At 33.5% G+C, this 18,682-nt stretch carries 15 protein-coding genes and 2 pseudogenes; all 17 read right to left on the minus strand.

Going from position 1 to position 18,682, the window contains the following annotated elements:
* Positions 1-10: 10 nt before the first annotated feature.
* Positions 11-1,015, minus strand: coding sequence for a DUF6005 family protein (locus tag NSS74_RS14025; RefSeq protein ID WP_061675416.1), 1,005 nt, complete (start codon positions 1,013-1,015; stop codon positions 11-13).
* 24 nt (positions 1,016-1,039) lie between these two features.
* The gene (gene asbD / locus NSS74_RS14030) at positions 1,040-1,315 is read right to left on the minus strand and encodes a petrobactin biosynthesis protein AsbD (RefSeq protein WP_002064932.1); all 276 of its coding nucleotides are present in this window, start codon (positions 1,313-1,315) and stop codon (positions 1,040-1,042) included.
* The gene (locus tag NSS74_RS14035) at positions 1,312-2,550 is read right to left on the minus strand and encodes an AMP-binding protein (RefSeq protein ID WP_149190410.1); all 1,239 of its coding nucleotides are present in this window, start codon (positions 2,548-2,550) and stop codon (positions 1,312-1,314) included. The genes asbD and NSS74_RS14035 overlap by 4 nt, the downstream gene beginning before the upstream one ends.
* Complete coding sequence (locus tag NSS74_RS14040; RefSeq protein WP_340813825.1) at positions 2,537-4,378, minus strand: IucA/IucC family protein; 1,842 nt, start codon at positions 4,376-4,378, stop codon at positions 2,537-2,539. The genes NSS74_RS14035 and NSS74_RS14040 overlap by 14 nt, the downstream gene beginning before the upstream one ends.
* Positions 4,379-4,445: 67 nt before the next feature.
* A complete protein-coding gene (locus NSS74_RS14045; RefSeq protein ID WP_061689797.1) occupies positions 4,446-6,254 on the minus strand; it encodes an IucA/IucC family protein in 1,809 nt (602 codons plus the stop codon).
* A 250-nt stretch (positions 6,255-6,504) separates the two neighbouring features.
* Positions 6,505-7,041 carry a GNAT family N-acetyltransferase gene (locus NSS74_RS14050; RefSeq protein ID WP_149190408.1) on the minus strand — a complete coding sequence of 179 codons (537 nt, stop codon included), beginning with the start codon at positions 7,039-7,041 and terminating at the stop codon, positions 6,505-6,507.
* 77 nt (positions 7,042-7,118) lie between these two features.
* Positions 7,119-7,799, minus strand: coding sequence for an MgtC/SapB family protein (locus NSS74_RS14055; protein WP_002012374.1), 681 nt, complete (start codon positions 7,797-7,799; stop codon positions 7,119-7,121).
* A 157-nt stretch (positions 7,800-7,956) separates the two neighbouring features.
* A pseudogene (locus NSS74_RS14060) lies at positions 7,957-9,112 on the minus strand (RNA-guided endonuclease InsQ/TnpB family protein).
* Positions 9,113-9,144: 32 nt separating this feature from the next.
* Positions 9,145-9,297: pseudogene (locus tag NSS74_RS14065) on the minus strand (MerR family transcriptional regulator); the annotation flags it as partial.
* 207 nt (positions 9,298-9,504) lie between these two features.
* Positions 9,505-10,161, minus strand: a complete 657-nt coding sequence (locus NSS74_RS14070; protein WP_002189314.1) for a YkyA family protein — start codon at positions 10,159-10,161, stop codon at positions 9,505-9,507.
* 14 nt (positions 10,162-10,175) lie between these two features.
* Positions 10,176-10,997, minus strand: a complete 822-nt coding sequence (locus NSS74_RS14075) for a peptidoglycan-N-acetylglucosamine deacetylase (RefSeq protein WP_002189313.1) — start codon at positions 10,995-10,997, stop codon at positions 10,176-10,178.
* Between the two features lie 101 nt (positions 10,998-11,098).
* A complete protein-coding gene (locus NSS74_RS14080; protein WP_002189312.1) occupies positions 11,099-12,460 on the minus strand; it encodes a sensor histidine kinase in 1,362 nt (453 codons plus the stop codon).
* Positions 12,457-13,146: a response regulator transcription factor gene (locus NSS74_RS14085; RefSeq protein WP_002189311.1), complete on the minus strand. Its 690-nt coding sequence runs from the start codon at positions 13,144-13,146 to the stop codon at positions 12,457-12,459. Before NSS74_RS14085 ends, NSS74_RS14080 begins: the two co-directional genes overlap by 4 nt.
* A 13-nt stretch (positions 13,147-13,159) precedes the next feature.
* Complete coding sequence (locus NSS74_RS14090; protein WP_002189310.1) at positions 13,160-14,407, minus strand: hypothetical protein; 1,248 nt, start codon at positions 14,405-14,407, stop codon at positions 13,160-13,162.
* Between the two features lie 162 nt (positions 14,408-14,569).
* Positions 14,570-15,571, minus strand: coding sequence for an LCP family protein (locus NSS74_RS14095; protein WP_340813831.1), 1,002 nt, complete (start codon positions 15,569-15,571; stop codon positions 14,570-14,572).
* A 358-nt stretch (positions 15,572-15,929) separates the two neighbouring features.
* The gene (locus NSS74_RS14100) at positions 15,930-18,233 is read right to left on the minus strand and encodes a glycoside hydrolase (RefSeq protein ID WP_016102199.1); all 2,304 of its coding nucleotides are present in this window, start codon (positions 18,231-18,233) and stop codon (positions 15,930-15,932) included.
* 218 nt (positions 18,234-18,451) lie between these two features.
* Positions 18,452-18,664, minus strand: coding sequence for a DUF6366 family protein (locus NSS74_RS14105; protein ID WP_002031378.1), 213 nt, complete (start codon positions 18,662-18,664; stop codon positions 18,452-18,454).
* Between the last annotated feature and the right edge of the window lie 18 nt (positions 18,665-18,682).

An 18,682-nucleotide genomic window follows, 5' to 3' on the forward strand; every position in this document is an offset into this window, starting at 1 on the left:
TTGAACTCCCTTATCTTAAATTCAATGAACTTGTATTAGTTAAGAAAGACTGATTTGTTATCATTTCTTTCCATAACAGAAACTGTTTCTCTAGTTCATCCTTAATTTGCAGTTCAATTGTATTCATTTCATCAAGTTTCTCAACAATTGGTAATAACATATCTTTATTATTTGTCATTGCCATTTTAATAGCACGGTACTGTACATTTGTAAATCCTTGTACAATGTCTTCCACTCGATCACACCAATAATCAAATTCTTGCTCCGAATATTGTAAAGTTTCACGGAAGTATGCAAAGGCATGTTCATAGCTATATTTACGTATTGCCAATACGGGTATTTGCTTTACTGCCGTTACGAGCCCGGAAAGTGAATACCCATCCTCTTCATTTACCATTTTTATTATTAATTTTTTTAATTCCATTGTTAGTTCATTATCATCTTTTTTGAATGTTTCCATGAAATAACTTTCTACCATCTCTTGTGTTGGCTCCTGAATTCCTTCTATATCAATGAAATAGCCTCCACCAAATGGGTTGTCTTTAACAGAATGGAGCACTTTTTCTCTTTCCATATTCCCTTCCCAGCGAAAATCAGGATCAAGCATGAACCATTCCTCTTCTTTCTCTGTCTTCGATATCATTAAGTAATGCGGAAACGGTTTTTGATGAAACTTATTTTCTCTCTCAGGCAATAAAGACATATCAACCATTACAATTACGTAACGATTTTCCGGCTTATTTTCTACTAATTCTAAAAATGTTTCTACATTGCTACTTTTATCTTTTGAATGATCGTACCATTCGTTCACTTTAATGCCATACAATTTTTCATACCAAAGTAAGTAGTTATCATGATTAATGTTTTCGGAATGATAAGAAATAATCCCGCCTTCTGTTATATCAAAATCTCCATCCCATAATCCGAAATAAAATGGACGGAAATCTATATCGCTACGCCTTTTTATAATTTCACAAAAACAACTCACTAAACAGTGAACTTTAATTGAAGTCATACTCTCATCCACTTTCCTAAAAGGTTAGTTATTCACATTTATTTCGTGTAACGGCTGTAACTCTTCCATAAAGTCAAGCAAAGATCCTACAGTAAGAAACGCCTTTGGGTCTATCTCATCCTCTGGAACGCATAGCTTTAAATCCATTTCTATGTATACTATAAGCTGTAACATCATTACCGAATCTATATATAAATCTTGATTTAAACGCATCGTTTCTTCTAAATGCGTTACATTTTTCAGTTCCATTTTTTCTCTCATAATACTTAAAACTGCTTCTTTTAACATTTCACGACTCATGTTGTTATCTCTCCCATCTCTAATAACTTCCGACTTACTTTCCCTGTTTTATTTTTCGGAATCTCTGCTACATTTTCAATTTCATGTGGCACTTTATAAGACGGTAAATGCTGTATGCACCATTCTCGTATTTGTACTGGTTCAATACGAGAGACTACTTTCGCTTTTACTATTTCTCCCATCACAGGATGCTTGCCCCGGTATACAATCGCCTCCTGAATACCTTCTAATCGAAGCATCGTTTCTTCCACTTCTATAGGAAATACCTTTAGACCGGACACATTAATAACATCATCTATTCGCCCCATGAAATGAAGGCCTTGCTCAGATCTATAACCTAAATCTTTTGTATAAATCTCCTTTTCAGCAATTTTCACTACGATTTCTTCAGGTTCATCTTCATTTGAACCTATGTTAATACTTACATGAGGAAGTGGTTTTCCTAAATCCAAATGTGTTTCCATAGTATGACATATACTAATGCAACCAGCTTCAGAACAGCCGTACTGCTGCATCATGTATTTCGTCATGCCCTTTAACTTATAAAATAGCGTTTCTGGCAAAGGTGATCCTGATGTCATAATTTTATGAAACTGAAAAGTCCCTTGTGGAAAACTCCCCATAATATGTAACATAAGTGGTACTGCGTATATGATATGTTTTTCGGTATTACGAACTATATTTAATGCGAATTTAGGGTTTTTATTTGTAATGATTATAGGCTTACTACCTCTCGTAATTGCTGATAACGTGCCACAAATTAATCCGTATGAATGTGAAACTGGAGCCATTACAATTGGCACTTCGTCTTCTTCACATTTTAAAGCTTCATTGTAAGCAGCAATTTCTGTTTCAATTTCCGTCCATGCTCTACGAATCAGTTTTGGCTCTCCTGTTGTACCTGAACTATACTGCAATAAAGACGGTTCTTCTTGTAATAGATTTGGAACTTCTAATTTTGTAAAGTCGTTACTTTCTCCGTATAAAAGTGCAGTACACTTTGCGCGCTTTGCCATTTCAATAGCTGTATCCTTTGGCGTATCTTCATGAATAAGTAGTACAGATGCTCTTTTTTCTTTTAGGAAAAACACAAGCGTAATAATATCGAATGGATTTTTCAGACAAAGTGCAAATCTATTTCCTACTGCTTCTTGAAATTGTTCCACTCCCTCGTAACCTTGTAATCTCAATTCAAAATCATATTTGCTAAATTCTTGTTTATTAACGATTAGCATGATTTCCCCCTGTAACAACTGATTTTTGTATTGTAAGTTGCTTTGCTCTATACAATGGATTTGGAACTTCATGAACAAGCGATTCCATATCCATATATAAACGACGCTTCGTTAATTGCTCTGCATGAAATGTAGGTGCATATAATTGTAATGCTTCAAAACGTTCTTTCAAATGCGAAAATCTTTCAAAATGATCTTCTATTTCTTCAACGAGAATGATCCAAAATTGTTCCTCTTTCAACTGATACTCATCTGCCAGCACGAAAGCCAGTTCACCTAGATTGAATAGGAAAAGCGCATCTAAAACCATTTCTTGTAAACATTCAATACGGTCCATTTCAAAGAAATCATTCATTTGACCATTCGCATATGTTTTATGCATTTTAGTAAAGTCTGGACATTTTTCGAGTTCTTTCAAAAATGGACGATAAAACTCCAGTCCTTCATGAAAATCTTTTAGTGCAATACGGACTGGTATTCCCTCTTCATGAACTAAAATCATGTTTTGTCCATGTGATTCTAATGCGACTCCATGCTCTACAACGAGGTGTACAACTGGGATAATTGCTTTTTGAATAAGCAATTGTAACCAGCTTTCTACTCCATATCTCTTTAACCACAAGTCAATAGTTGGTGTCCCATCTTTTCCCTTGGCATATAAACCGTTAAATGGGATTGCCTCTTCTTTCTTATCTAAATATTTGTGAACGCTTTCGCGCCAAATACATCCTAATGAGCCATACGTAGCTTTTTTATTCGCATCGTACGTAACACTCGAAAATTCATTTAACAAAATTAAACGCGATTCATCCCTTAAATAAGGGTCATGATTTACTATATCTTTTAACCAATTCGATATAGCAGGTGCACTCACAACCGAATGTGGTTTTAATGTACGGATAGTTGAAGTATTGAGTAAATTCATTGATAACTTTACATATGGTTTCTCTCGATTCGTAACATTTCTTAATGTCCGCATCGACTGCTGCGCGCAATAATCATCTTCTGATTTCCCTAAATAAATAATATATTTACCCTGTATATGGTCAGTATAATTCGGAATAATAAAGTTCTCCCACTGCCAAGGATGAACAGGTATAAACATGTACTTCTTCGAATCACAGTCCATTGTTCGAATACGATCCATATACTCTTCGATTTTCTTTTCACCAATTTCTTCTTTAAAGGTACAGTTATAACTCTCTTCACTTTCATATCCTACAGTCGTATATTTCTCATGAACTGCAATCCATATAATTTTCATTGGTTGCATAAATTCAAATCCATATTGAAAATTATCACGATATTGAAACCCAATGCGTGCTTTATAACTAGGATGATACGGGTGTCCATCTATTAAATGACTTTCAAGCTCATCATAAGATTTCGCAAGATAGTCTTCTTCACAACTTCTCTCATATTGTGCAATCGTATCTTTAAAGATTGTTTGTTCTAATTCTTGAATAAAAGAATCCAATTTCGTTCGATTCACTTGAACAATCCGAAAAATCTCCTGTAAAAATTGTGAAACTGATTGTATTTCTTCTTCCTCATCTTGAACTCTCATTATTAATGAGTCATGTAAACAAATACGCCCAAATGTCATACGTTCTTGCCCATAGCATTGGTACATTACATTTTGATCCTTTTCATCAAGACCTTGTATAATAAAAAGTATTTGCTCTCCCTTTTGTATACGAATCGGCGTAATGACTTCTTCATAAATTAACGATTCTACTAATTGCCGGAATACTCTTCTTCTTACTGAAATGTACTCTTTTGATTGGAGTGCCTTCAATATTTTTATGTGATAAACTTCTTCTTTCATAAATCCCTCCGCTATAATACGGAATATCAAATTCCATTATTTGTATTACGTGAAATTTTAGCACTACTTATGAACGAACAGCCACTTCTCTAACGAGTGGATTATCTACTTGTACATAAATTGCTTGCTCTAAAGGATTTGTCAGTTCATCAACATCGAAAAATCTCGTTAGCAAATTTGCTTTACATGCCAATTTATTTTCTTCCAACAATTCACTTAAAAATGTAGAAGGTTCGCGGTTATATGGAAGGAACGCTTCAAGTACAGACCTTAATTCCGAAAGAAGAATTTCCTCCTTTATTAATCCTGCTGTACCAAAACCGTTAATTAGTCCAAACATATGATTAAAAATTAAATAGTAACGAAATCTTTCATCTACAATGTAATCGTCATATAAATTCCCAGTACGTTCGCCAATACCCGCTAGTTCATTATCTAGCACTGACTTCATTGAATTGCAGAAATAAAAACCTTGATTATCACGGAAGTAAAACTTAACTGGATAACCATCTTTCAATTGAACAACACTATTTTGTTGATGCGCTTCTAATGCAACGCCATAACGTAAATACATCCATACCATCGGCTTTAAAGAGATATTCATATATCGTCTAAACCACTCTAAACTTACTTCTTCACAGCTTCTACCTTCTAAATCCGCTAAGCGGTGGATAATATTTGCTAAACGAGTTCTTTCACCCGGAATTGCATCTTGTACTAATCCAGCGATAAGCGTTGCATCATTTTCATTTTCACTATAAAATGTGTTTTCTCGAATAATCACTTCAAATCCAGACTCTTGTGCCCCGTATTTTAAAGTAATAAATGCCGGATCACATATAAAATCAAATCCCGGAAACTTTTCTAGCACCTCTCCAATTTTAGTATTCAATATTTCCTTACCTTCAAGTCCACTCTCAAGTTCCTTCAATTTATTAATACGCATTGAATTCGTGACCTTTACAGGGAATGAAAACTTGAACATATACTTCGAATGAGGATGATATAGCGTTCTAAGTGATGATGTCGCCATATAACACTTACCTACTGGACCGATATATTCAAGTACACCTTGATTCATCCAATTTTGCACATAAGATTGATGTAATAGCCATTCTGCTTGTAGCGGATGGATTGGAATTAATGAATATTCATCTTCTTGACAGTACTCTTCAATAAATTCTTGACCTACCTTTTCATCGTTCTTTAATTCCTTTTTTATCATCGCCGTTGTAGAATCTTGTAACAATGACTTTTCACTTACTATACTTTTATGTGCCCGAAAATAGTGAAGTTGGCACTCCCCTTTTAATTCAGGAGAATACATTGAACTTTTCCAATCCAATATACCTTGTCTACTCTTTGGTGTAGGATGAGTTAAATGTCCAAATAATAAAGATTGCTCCGCCTCTATAAAAGTCGTATGGAAACCATATAATTCAGCTGTATCCTGCTCCCTTCCTTGTATAAACTTCTCAATATTTTGACAACTACAGATAACTCGAAGCATAAGTTCATCAGGATTCGTACCTTCTCCATAGTTAATAGACATTTCCTTTATTAAAAACATAATAACCGTAATATAATCTGCTTTAATAACATTTTTATTTTCGCCAATTTGGTAATAAAATTGTTCTCCAAATAGATGACGGTCCGTTGACGATCTATATATAACTTCCCCATACAAAGTAACGTTTTGTGCCGATAAAGGGCAGCATAAATAAGTGGGGATAGCGTCTCTTTGAAATGAATGGCAGAAAATATTTTCTATCCTTTTATCCTCCGTAATCCATTCTCCACTTCCTGTTTCTCTTAAATAACAATTTAAAAAGCTTTGTATTGTTGCATGTTCCGCGATTTGTTTCGCATGCTGCATACTGCTCCTCCTCTTTTAGACGAACACTATCATTTTTTTGTGAAACTTCTGACAGTTGAATTTTATTATCAACTATGATTTTAATTGATAATGATAATCATTTCAAGATATATTTCAGAATTTTTTTATCTAGCTAAACTTTTCACCTTTTCAAAACATTTAATCCGTCAACAAAAAAATACACCAATATAATAATTGATGTATTTTTTCATTCTCGTAAATTAAGTTTACATAATAAAATTATCGTTTTCTAGATTGATAGTGATTTGTATAAACAATCCATATCTCGCCAAGCATATGCTATTTCTTCTACATTTAGTCTTTCTAAAAGTTTCGTGTCAATTTTTTCCGGATTATATTTTTCATAAAACTTTTTAGAAGGGTTATTAGCAACAACCCAAACTAACAGAGATTGCATATTATCTTTTTTACATTCCGATAGCAATGCTTGAAATAATCTTTGTCCTATCTTCATTCCTTGATATTTTTGTAAAATGTATATTGCATATAATTCTCCATCACAATTATATGCACCTGTTCTTCCAACTCCCCCATCGATAAATCCAATTATTTTACCATTTAACGTTTCTGCTACAAACCTAAATTGATGCCCGTCTTCTTTTTGAAATATACTTTCCCATAGCTTTTCTCGTTGGTCATACGTTATATTGTCTAAAATTTCATTAGAGAATATCCCCTTATACGTTGTTTTCCAACTATCCACATGCACTTTTGCAATTGCCGAAATATCATCTTTTATTGCCCTTCTAATATGTATCTCCACCATACTCATCCCCCTTAGAAAATAATTATAGCAAAATGTTTTGTATGCATTAAAAAAAGAGTGAATTTTCATCACTCTTTTTATCTACTTTCAACTTCTACTGAAACAACATGATCGATTTCTTTTAAAGAACTATATAATTCAGTTGTATATAAATCTTCTGGAGCTAAAATGACCATTTCCAATTGCTGAGATGCCCCATTATCAATATCTTTAATTTTCACTCGTTTCACTTGCATATTTAAATTTTTAATTTGCTTAAAAATCCCGTCTAACTCTCGATGTTTGTTTACGGTAATTTTTATAGATAAGTCCTTTTGTCTTAATGAATAAGGGCCTGCAATTTTCACAATTTGCGGAAGTACGTTAATCGCTAATATAATTAAAATCATAGCAACCGTCGCTTGTATATAAAAACCTGCACCAATCGCAATACCTAGTGCTGAAGCGGCCCATACCATAGAAGCTGTCGTTAATCCTGAAATAACGTCATTATTTCTTCGTAAAATTACCCCTGCCCCAAGAAAACCAATCCCACTAACAATTTGAGCGGCGAGACGCATTGGATCCATGTTTGTATGACCCGGTACAGAATAAACATTCACTGATTCAATTGAAACCATTGTAATTAAACAACTCGCTACGGAAATAACCATACTTGTTTTCACACCAAGCGGTTTATTCTTTAGCTGCCTATCTATTCCGATGAATAATCCTAAAAAGAGTGCTAAACCTAATTTGAATAAAAATTCATATGACATAATTCCTTCTGCTACTAAGAATATAGACAAATGTACATTCTTAGAGTATTCCTGCTTCTGCGTGTCCTGTCTCGCCACTAACTCGCTACTGCAGTTTGCTGTAACACTCCACAGGCATAAATTCCGATGTAGCCCACCGTACATATATACAATCTATTTACGTTAGTATTGTATATTTTTTGCTTGTAAAAGGTTGATTGACGCGTTCAAATCTCTACCTATTACATTTCCACAGTCACATTCATATACTCGTTCGGATAGTTTTAAGTCTACTTTCTTTTGACCACAACATGAGCATAACTTCGACGAGGGATAGAACCTGTCTACTTGACGTAGTTCAATTCCATATTCCTCACATTTCGCCAATAACCATGTTTGAAATGTATAAAAGCATTGCTTCGCAACTGCTTTAGATAGATGTTTGTTCTTCATCATACCTTTCACATTCAAATCTTCTACTGTAATAAATGTTGGCTTGGTTTTCACCACATCATTTACAATAGACTTTACATACGCTAATCGAATATTTGTTAATCTGGCATGTAGTTTTTGCACTCTAAGAATATTTTTATCTATATTCGCTCTTTTGTTAGTAACAGATTTTTCACCTCTCTTTTTTATATTTTCAAATTTACGCGATAAAGAACGTTGCTCACGTCTTAACCGTTTTTCTATCTTTTTTACTCTTATTGTTTTGTTGATGTTTTCATGAACGATACCGTCGCTACGTATAGCGAAATCCTTCACCCCTAAATCAATACCTAAACCTGTTTGCTTGAAAGTTGGCTTCGTTTCTGTTTCTTCCAATTCGCAAAGCACGGATACAAAATATCTTCCTGCTCTTTTACCTATCGTTCCACTTTTTACAATCGCATTTTTGGGAATATACCCATATTCTTTTAACCTTACCCAACCAATTGTGGGGATTTTTACTCTATGCCTTTCTACTGTCCAATCTGTTTGTTGTTTTTAGGAAAATAGCACTTCACATCTTGCTTCTTCTTTTTCTTATATCGTGGAAATTTAGATAAACCCTTAAAAAATCGCTTAAAAGCTTTATCCCCGTTCATAATCGCTTGTTTTACAGCTTTACTTGATACTTCTTTTATCCACTGGTCACATTCTTTTGTATAGACATTGTTCAACCATTTTGAAAAGTCATACCCACTTAAAAACTTTCCTTCGGCTTCATACAACTCTTTGTTTTTAGAGATATACAGGTTGTAAACATATCTGCACACACCAATAGTCTGATTTATTCGAGGTATTTGTTCTTTTGTCGGATGGATTTCTATTAGATATGCTCTTTTCATAAATCTTTATCCTCCGGTATTTTCTTCTTGAATCCCCATATAGTCTTTATACTGTTTATCTGTATAAAATCTTCTTCCTTTAGGGTTTCGGTAAGCAGTCAATACACCCTCGTTATCCTTCTCTGTAAAGTTCTTACAGACACATTGATTATTTCAGCGAATTCTTTTGATTTATATTGTTTCATAGGTAGAATGTAACATATTCATCTGCATTTGCGTATGTTTTATACAACTGTATTGATCTCCTTACTTCCTAATGTTTCCCTTTGAATATTTCACTATAACTCTTTTATGATATCAATTCCAGTCTTTTCTATTCATTTAAAGTAAAAAACCGAAAAAACATTTTTGACAATGTTTCCCCGGCTTTTTATTATAATTAAGATCTTTCTTTATTTTTGTTCTTTAATTTTAATTTGTGCCTCTTTATAAAATGCTAATTTATTATCATTATACTCTTTTGTATGTTTATTAAATTGTTCTTTCGCCTTTTGCGCTTCCACATTTAACTCATTAACAGTTTTAACTTTTTCACCAATTTCTTTTAACTTCGTTTCTTTTACTTTTAACTTTTCATACAGTTCTTTTTCAGTCGCTAACGCCTTCGTGTAATTCTCATTCATCTTTTGGAAGGCATCATAACGATTTTTATACGATTCTTCTACTGTTTTTGCTTGTTTTTGTAATTTCTTATCTTCGAGTTTTTCAATATTATTTTGAACGGATGTCGTTTCTTTCTGCGCTTTTTCTAACTGTTCCTTCTCGTTTTTCAATACTTTTTCACGCTCGTCTACATTTGCAGTAGCTTGCTCTATTTTCTTTGAAACTGCTTCATTATGCTCTTTACCTTCTTGTAAAATTTGAGAATAAAGTTCTTGTCCTTGCTTTTCTAACTTCTCTAATTTTTTTGTGTCATCTGCTAAAGATTTTTCTTGTGTAGATGCTGCTTCAAAAGCCGTAAATAAATTTTCTTCTGGCTTTTCACCGAAACAACCTGATAATAATCCTACTGATAATGCTCCAACTACTGCTACTTTTCCATATTTCAACTTCAATTCCTCCATTACATACGGTTATCATGCCAGAGGTTCACGGGGAAGTGATTCTCTTCATGATATGCTTCAAACTCATAACCCTTTTCTTTTAGACCCTTTAATATTGCTGGCACAGCTGCGACTGATTGCGGATGAATATCATGCATTAAAATGACTTCTTGAGGATTTGTTGCACCAGCTAATACATTTTGAGCGATTTGTGCTGCCGCTGCATCGACTGGTACTTTGTTGTATTTCCAGTCTAAAGAATCAATTGTCCAGTCCCATACTTTAAGACCACCCTCTACTACTTTGTTTCGAAGGTCTTCATTTAAACCAGGCTTCGACCCGTATGGTGGACGTGTTAATTGAGGTGATTTTCCAATAATATTTGCGATCAAGCTTTGATCTTCTTTCATTTCATTAACATATTCGCCATTTTTATATAACTTCGCAAAATTGTGTGTCATGCTATGCATTCCAACATAATGCCCCTCTGCATTTTGACGTTTTACTAAATCAGGAAACGCTTTTACATTCGCTCCTATTAAAAAGAATGTCGCCTTCGCATCATGCTGTTTTAACATATTTAATAATTCAGCCGTATATTTTCCTGGCCCATCATCAAATGTAAGATACGCAACTTTTCTTTCCACTCCGTTAAAACGACTTGGTGCCGTTTTATTCATTTCAACTTTCGATTGTTCACTTGCAAGCTGCACTACATTTTCTTGTTTCGCTACAGCTTTTGCTGGTGAAGTAATAGATTGAAACATGAAATACCCAATAGCTACTATTGCAATCGCTATTAAAACAACTACAACTCGTTTAATTTTAAAAGCCTTTTCCATTCTATCGAATTCCTCTCCCTATTAATCTTATATATAAATCACCCAATATAATTATACATCTATTTATTTTCATTACACTATATAAACATATTTTATATAAATTATAGTGGGAGTTTTATCAAAATTGTTGTTCCTACTCTTTCTCTACTTGTAATACTAAGCGTACCACCATGAAGCTCCACCATTTTCTTTACGATAGCTAATCCAATACCTGCGCCTTCAATATGGTTATTAATCTGATAAAATGACTGCTCTATAAATGGTAGATGCTCTTTAGCAATTCCAATACCTTGATCTGTCACCTTAATCACGGCTTGTCCCTCACTTTTGGTCGCTTCAATGTAAACTGTACTTTTTTCATTTGAATATTTAATAGCATTATGAATAATATTTAGGAAAACTTGTTTTAGTCTATTTCGATCTCCTACTAGTTCTACTCGTTCTAAATTAGCAACTAGATGAATCTGTTTCTCTTCTGATTTAGGAGTTAATTGCCAAATCGTCTCTTCTAGTATATCGTATAATTGCACCTTTTGTTTATATAAATTAAAATGATTTGACTGCAATCTTGAAAAATCTAGTAACTCTTCTACTAAATGAATCAATCGGTCTGTTTCACCTGAAATAATTCCCATACCTACCTTTACTTCTTCATCTGTTAAATGATCTACTGTTTTTAACGTCTCACTCCACCCTTTAATTCCTGTTAAAGGTGTTCGTATTTCATGAGAAATAGAGGCAATAAATTCATTTTTCAGTTGCTCAGCCTTTTCTATTTTATCGGCCATATAATTTAAACTATGCGCTAACTCACCTAATTCACCAGGATAATCCTCTTTAATTTGCTCCTTTAATGTACCTTCCGCAATTTGCGAAGAAGCATGAATAATAGATTCGATAGGTTTCACAAACGAATTCGCCAATCGTCTACTGATTAAGAATACGATACCTGAAATGACAATTCCAACTGAAATAGTAAACAAAATAATTTCAATAATCTTTGCATTTACATGTTTTAAAACAGTCGTATATTTTAAAACACCGATAGTTTGCCCTTGATGAATAAGTGGACTAAATACTTCTAATTGTTTCACGTTATCTTTCGTAGTAATAACTTGGTGATACATTTCCCCCTCTAGTAAAGAATAAGGAATACTCACTTTACCTTCAACCTTTTGCCCACTTGACGATTGTATAATTGTACCGTGACGATCAATCAATTGTAATTCCGTTCCTTCTAATTGGAAACTCTCAATTATTTCTCCGCTATATTCTTGCAAACGAATAAAATATAGTGAATTGTATTCCGAGAAAAAACGTGTACTGGTCTTTGCATGAGATTCAACATATTGCACAATGCCGTTATAATAATATCGATAAATAGAAACTGAAAATGCTACTTCAAATAATACAAGCATTAGTGTAATGACCGTCATAAAATATAAAGTCACTTTCCGTCTCATCTTATAGTTTCCTTCCACACATATCCTTTTCCCCACACAGTATGGATAAACTCTGGTTCTGACGGATTACATTCTATCTTTTGACGTAATCGTCTCATATTTACATCGACTACTTTCGTCTCGCCTACGTAATTGGTTCCCCAAATCATATTTAGAATTTCATCACGCGAGACTGGCTTTGAAGCCTGATTCATTAAATACTGTAATATCATGTACTCTGTAGGGGTTAAATCAACTAATTGTCCACCTTTATATAATCTTTCTTCTATAATATTTAACGAAAACGGACCAGACGTGATTGTATTCGTTTTTTCTTCATGTACTTCTATTCTTCTTAATAAAGATTGTATACGTGCAGTTAACTCTACTGGACTAAACGGCTTTGCGATATAATCATCTGCACCAATTCCTAACCCTTGTACTTTATCTTCATCTTGTACACGTGCGGTTAACATAATAATACCCATTTTTTTATTTTCTTCTCGGATAGCTTTACAAACTTGAAAACCATCAATCCCTGGTAACATAACATCAAGTAACGCTACATCAACAATATGTTCACTTAAAATCTGTAACGCTTCTTCTCCAGTACTAGCTTCTAATACATAAAATCCAGCATGTTTCAAATTTAAGACAATAAAGCTACGGATTGGTATTTCATCTTCTAAAACTAAAATTGTTGACATAATTCCCACCTCCCTACTCTTGTTGATAATCCGCTAGCGGTTTTATATATGCTTTTACCTTTTCAAATTTTGATTGCTTCGGTACTGCATATACATGAGAAGCCGTTTTAACTGCTGCCTCGTATCCTTTTATTTTGAACCATTCTTTCCGCTTAAAAATATGGACTTCAAGCCATGTTTCATTTGTAGTTGCATCTATAAATTTTTGAACATCCGGTGCTTCTTGCTGAACTGGGACAGTTATTTTTCCAATTAGCGCTTGAGGGATTTTGACAAAATAACCTTTCTCTATATTGACATATCTTTCTTCTATCAGTTTAATTCCCTCTTCACTCCACTGTATATAACGCTCAAACATCGTGCTCTCTCCGTACGATACCTCCTCCCAACCTTTTGGACGCACAGTACGAACAAATTCAATAATGCCGTCTTCATTAACGTCTTTACTTTCCACAACATAATCATTGAATAAATCTTCTTTCCCGTCTATAGGTAGCCCCTCATAATGATCCTGATCAAATTTTGCTACATATGTTATACCTGAATGAGCCCCAACTCCTGCATCAATTACAACTGCCTTTGACTTGTTAGAAATACGTCCCATTTGTATTCGTTGAATACTATTTATATATGGATCAAATGTAACTTCAGACATAGTGTTAAACTGTTCAATGAACTCAACTTTCAATTGCTCATCTTTTTTATAAGTAACAAGGCTTATATCATTAAGGCCATTTTTATTTAAATCCTCTATAAATAACTTCGTATATTGCCGATTATAAATCTCCTTCATATCATCATTTTCTTCCGAAAAGACATACATTACATGTTCTAAAGATTCACGACTTACAGAGATTCCAATTAATAACTCTCGCTTCCCGTTCCCTGTAAAATCACCGACTTTAACGATATCTATATTCTCACCATCAAATGTATGAGTGGACTTTAATTTCCAGCCATTGCTGCTTTCCGCATAAATAGCTAAATATATACTCCGATCTTCATTCGGTACTTTATAAAATACGATCGCTTCTTTCTTATTATCTTGTTTAAAATCCATTGACCAAATCATCTGTTTATCTTTATTAGACATTGGAGTAAGCAACCGATAATTAACTGGCAAATCTTTATCTATTTGCTCTTTTAATTCATTAATCCACTTTTCATTTGCAGGAGCTCCCATTAAACTTGTTGGAGCTTCAGACATTTTACATCCAGTCAATATAAAAATGATTCCCAAAATGCTTATCCATTTCTGCATATGATATCTTTCCTTACTACAAATTTTAAGTATTTTTTATACTATGTGCCTCTCCAATATTCTCATACATATGAGTATAGTTTTTCTAATATAAAAAATCGTTACAGAAAAGTTACAACTATATTTCCATAAAAAAAGATTGGCAAAGGCCAATCTTTTTTACTATTCGTTTCGAGCTGGTTTTGGTGTTATACCCAAATGATCATTTAATTTTTTTGAAATATCTTTTACATTTTTTTCGTTTGGACTGTAATAATAAATACCACCAATACGTTTATCAGTACCTTCAATTTGCATTTTTTCCATTTGCAGGTCAGATCCAGCCATATTTTTCGTAATAGCAAGCATATCATCAAACGTTAAGTTTGTTTTCATGTTGTTATCCACTGCATCAAGTAAAGAGCCCATTTTACTAATTGATTGAACAGACATTGCTTTTTTCGCAATTGCTTCAATTACAAGTTGTTGCCTTTGACCACGCATTGTGTCACTGTCAATTTTACGCGTTCTAGCAAGTGCAAGGGCTTGTTCACCATTTAAATGTTGGTAACCTTTTTCTAAATGGATCATACCTGCTTGGTCTTTACTATCTTGTTCTGTGAAAGTAACCGGTACATCAATATCAATACCACCAATTGAATCTACAATTTGTACAAATGACTCAAAGTTAAACTTCACATAATAATCAACTGGAACATTTAAAAATCTTTCCACTGTATCTCTTGTACTTTCAACACCGCCAAATACGTGTGCGTGTGTAATTTTATCTAATTTCTTTCTAGATGGAATATAAACGCGTGAATCACGCGGAATACTTACTAATTTAACGGATTTATCATCTTTATTAATTGTCGCTAATAAAAGTGCATCTGTCCGAACTGCTTCGCCGTATTGGCTTTTTCTCATTTCACTTCCGTCTACACCCATGATTAAAATCGAAATATTATCCTTTAAAGGTTCCACTTCTTTGTCCCTTTTTGATGACTTATCAATTTGTGCATATGCATCACTTACAACAGCTTTTGCTTTGTTATATATAAACGATCCATATCCTACTCCTCCAAAAACAAGTAGGAAAAATGGAATTAAAATGAACCATTTTATTGACTTTCGTTTAGAACGTTTTTTATTGCTTCTCGTATTTTGTTCTAATTCAGAGCTCATACCCATTCGCCTCTCTTTCTCTTTCCCTAGTATAATGTAAGTCTATTAATCTTCATATTGAATTTCCTTTCAATTACCTTACATTTTTGTAAGGTTACTTCTTGAATCCAACATGTATTCCATTTCACATTATACTCTTGTGCTTATTTTTGGCAAGTCACTATTTATCAACTTAAAAAATCCAATACTTCGGAATATTCGAATTTACATATTTATTATTCTGTTATTTGCAGGTAGTAAGATTTTCACCTCACAATTTAGCAAGAATAAAGAGTCAAGTTTGTGCCGTACCATCTTGATTGGTGATGACTAATAATCAGTGAGGGATAAATCCCCCACTGATTAAAGTTTCACTTTATTATTTCTCATTTGGTGTGTATATCATTTGCTTCCCATTATTATTAATTAAAGCTGACTTTGCTTTTATTTTCGTTTTTTCTATTTCTACATCTTTATTTGAGAAATTCACAATGATTTTAATATCTTTTCCATATGAAGTAGATTGTACTAGCTTATCTTCTGACAGATATGCAAAGTTCGTCATTTCTTCTTTTACTGCCTTTTCATGAACTTCATTCCAAACTTTCAGATGCTCTGTAATTTCTTTTTTATGCTTATTCCACTCTACTTCATCTAAATGGTACAACGGAGGAACATTATACAATAACTCATATAACATACGATTTCCAACCTCGTCCTTTACCTTCAAACTTCCCCATTCCCAGTGGTGCGTTGTAATAACCGAATCATTGTATACTAGTTTATATAATGGCACCGAATATACTGGATTTAAATATACTTGCTTATATTCTTCTTTTAACGGTACTTGTTTTGCATATTTTTCTGGAACATTTTGATTTGGTGACCAATATCCACCGACATAATACGGGCTTGTTTTATTTTTTCTCATATCTTCATCGTCCCACTTAATAACTGGTGTTTCAATTCCATGAGCAAATGCAATCGTACTACTTGCAAAATCATTTCCGCCCTCAGAGCCAACTACCATACCTTTTTCTTGTGCAATATAATCCATTCGTTTTAATCTTGCTTGTAAATCTTGTTCTTGTGTCGTTAAATGTTTTGTTGAATAATCATCATAAATTTCGCCCGTCGCGTCACAATCAATAAACCATGAATTATATTTAGGGCCATTTTGTAATATATCGTTCATTCGTTCTTTTACACTAGGAAGTGATAATGTCGGATTTAATTTTCGGCCTCTCCCTAAAAACCCTTGCACTTTCTCACCATTTTTCTTCGTTACAGTGGCTTCTTCATATAACGATGGGTCATTAAAAGAAGCTGTGTTCCAATTTTTATCACCTTTTTCGTGAATAGAATGGTAAGAATCATACGGACCAACTAAATATCCCATTTCCTTAGCTTCTGTAACGAAATTAGGCTGCATAAATCCTTGTTCCCAGTTCGGTAGACCAATCCACGCTTTGTCTATCCCTACTTTTTTCATTTCCTTTATTATATCCGTTCCATCTGCTTTACCCCATTTACTTACTTCTTCAACTGCATCACCGAGTACTGACTTTAATAAATGTTTATTTAAGCTATACAGCTCTGTCTTCGATAAGTGATCTACACCTTTCTTTAATAACACACTAGCTTCCTGATTAACTTTCGGGAAAATATCCTCTTTATACAATTCTTTCATAGATAATACTTCGTTTGTATAGCGTAAAATAACATTTTTTTGGTACTTATCGATAAAGTCTTGTTTACTCACCTGCTCAAATACATTCAATTCCCCAGGCTCTGAACTATTCTTTTGAATAAGGTCTTTTATATGGCTAAACACCGGGCTATTTATTTGCTCTCTTAGCTTCGGCCAATTCACGTTACTTTCTGATAAACCATTTTGATTCCAAAAGTAAAAATGAGCTGCCCCGTAAAGTTTTTCGATTTCTTTATTTTTTCTTGCCTTTTCTTGTAATGTTTTAAATTCACCTTTTCGAGCAATATTATCCTTATACAGTTTAGCAATACTTACTGCATCATTATTTGTCACATATAATTGAAATCCATATGTTTTATTTTTATTTATACTCGGGAATTCATGTGTAAAATCAAACCCTATTTTCGGATCTGAATGAAATTTCAATTCATTATTAAACATATTGTTCGCAATATATACGATCGAATATTTAGAACCATTTAATGCAAAAAACTTCATAGAAAATGATTCAGCAAATGAATATGCATCATCCTTTAAAAACTTCTTCCAATTCTCATCATTACTCGGAATTTGCTTACCTTCCCATAACGGAAGTGTATAATTTTCAGCTTGCACTTTTGGCCATGTAAAACTTTCTGCACCAGTCGATTCCACTTCAATATTTAAGTGGTCTTTTTTCTTTTCTAAATTTACTTTTACTTTTTGATCCGGATATTCCCATGATGTATGATCCTTGTCTTTTTTCAAATTCGATACCTTCATTTTTGGTAACGGTTGTGATGCCTGTTCTTTTACACCATCATGTTCTACAGTTAACGTAAAAGTCTCAGGATTTACATCGTAAGTAAAATCTTTATACGTCGCTTTCTTTATTTTAGACTCTTGTAAAGCATCATTACCTTTTACATCACACCCGACTAAAGTCGAAAGTGACAATGTTGTAAGAAGACATATCGCTATCATTTTTTTCATCTTCTGCACCTCCACCACTGAATATACAGGAGGTTTGTTACAGGAATATGGCAAAAAATAATAGAGCTAGCATTATGCTAGCTCTATTATGAGCAAAAAAAATTTACGTATTACTATAATCTGTTTAAAGAAAATATGTAATACAGGGGGACTTTAATCCTTTTTTTTATTCTCACTAATAATTAGATCAAGCAAATCTAAATTCCATCAAGCTTTCCTTAACTGAAAAAGTAACTATATATAATATATCCTAAAACTAGCACTAAAATTAATATCCCTGTACCTTTCCAATTCATACCACCTGTCATATCAGCGGGGCTACCTGATTCCGCCCTGTTGAGTCCATCATTCAAAGAACCGGTAGGATTATTTTTCAATTCACTTTGTCTCATGCGTTCTCTTTTTTCTTCTGGTGACTCTTTTGAACTCATATAATCACCTCTAAAATT

The sequence above is a fragment of the Bacillus sp. FSL E2-8868 genome (genome assembly GCF_038005505.1).
GTDB lineage: Bacteria > Bacillota > Bacilli > Bacillales > Bacillaceae_G > Bacillus_A > Bacillus_A mycoides.

What these genes read in the sequence shown, in the direction of transcription:
- NSS74_RS14025 (WP_061675416.1), bottom strand. Translation starts at nt 1,015, where the DNA reads ATGACTTCAATTAAAGTTCACTGTTTAGTGAGTTGTTTTTGTGAAATT.
- asbD (WP_002064932.1), bottom strand. Translation starts at nt 1,315, where the DNA reads ATGAGTCGTGAAATGTTAAAAGAAGCAGTTTTAAGTATTATGAGAGAA.
- NSS74_RS14035 (WP_149190410.1), bottom strand. Translation starts at nt 2,550, where the DNA reads ATGCTAATCGTTAATAAACAAGAATTTAGCAAATATGATTTTGAATTG.
- NSS74_RS14040 (WP_340813825.1), bottom strand. Translation starts at nt 4,378, where the DNA reads ATGAAAGAAGAAGTTTATCACATAAAAATATTGAAGGCACTCCAATCA.
- NSS74_RS14045 (WP_061689797.1), bottom strand. Translation starts at nt 6,254, where the DNA reads ATGCAGCATGCGAAACAAATCGCGGAACATGCAACAATACAAAGCTTT.
- NSS74_RS14050 (WP_149190408.1), bottom strand. Translation starts at nt 7,041, where the DNA reads ATGGTGGAGATACATATTAGAAGGGCAATAAAAGATGATATTTCGGCA.
- NSS74_RS14055 (WP_002012374.1), bottom strand. Translation starts at nt 7,799, where the DNA reads ATGTCATATGAATTTTTATTCAAATTAGGTTTAGCACTCTTTTTAGGA.
- NSS74_RS14075 (WP_002189313.1), bottom strand. Translation starts at nt 10,997, where the DNA reads ATGGAAAAGGCTTTTAAAATTAAACGAGTTGTAGTTGTTTTAATAGCG.
- NSS74_RS14080 (WP_002189312.1), bottom strand. Translation starts at nt 12,460, where the DNA reads ATGAGACGGAAAGTGACTTTATATTTTATGACGGTCATTACACTAATG.
- NSS74_RS14085 (WP_002189311.1), bottom strand. Translation starts at nt 13,146, where the DNA reads ATGTCAACAATTTTAGTTTTAGAAGATGAAATACCAATCCGTAGCTTT.
- NSS74_RS14090 (WP_002189310.1), bottom strand. Translation starts at nt 14,407, where the DNA reads ATGCAGAAATGGATAAGCATTTTGGGAATCATTTTTATATTGACTGGA.
- NSS74_RS14095 (WP_340813831.1), bottom strand. Translation starts at nt 15,571, where the DNA reads ATGAGCTCTGAATTAGAACAAAATACGAGAAGCAATAAAAAACGTTCT.
- NSS74_RS14100 (WP_016102199.1), bottom strand. Translation starts at nt 18,233, where the DNA reads ATGAAAAAAATGATAGCGATATGTCTTCTTACAACATTGTCACTTTCG.
- NSS74_RS14105 (WP_002031378.1), bottom strand. Translation starts at nt 18,664, where the DNA reads ATGAGTTCAAAAGAGTCACCAGAAGAAAAAAGAGAACGCATGAGACAA.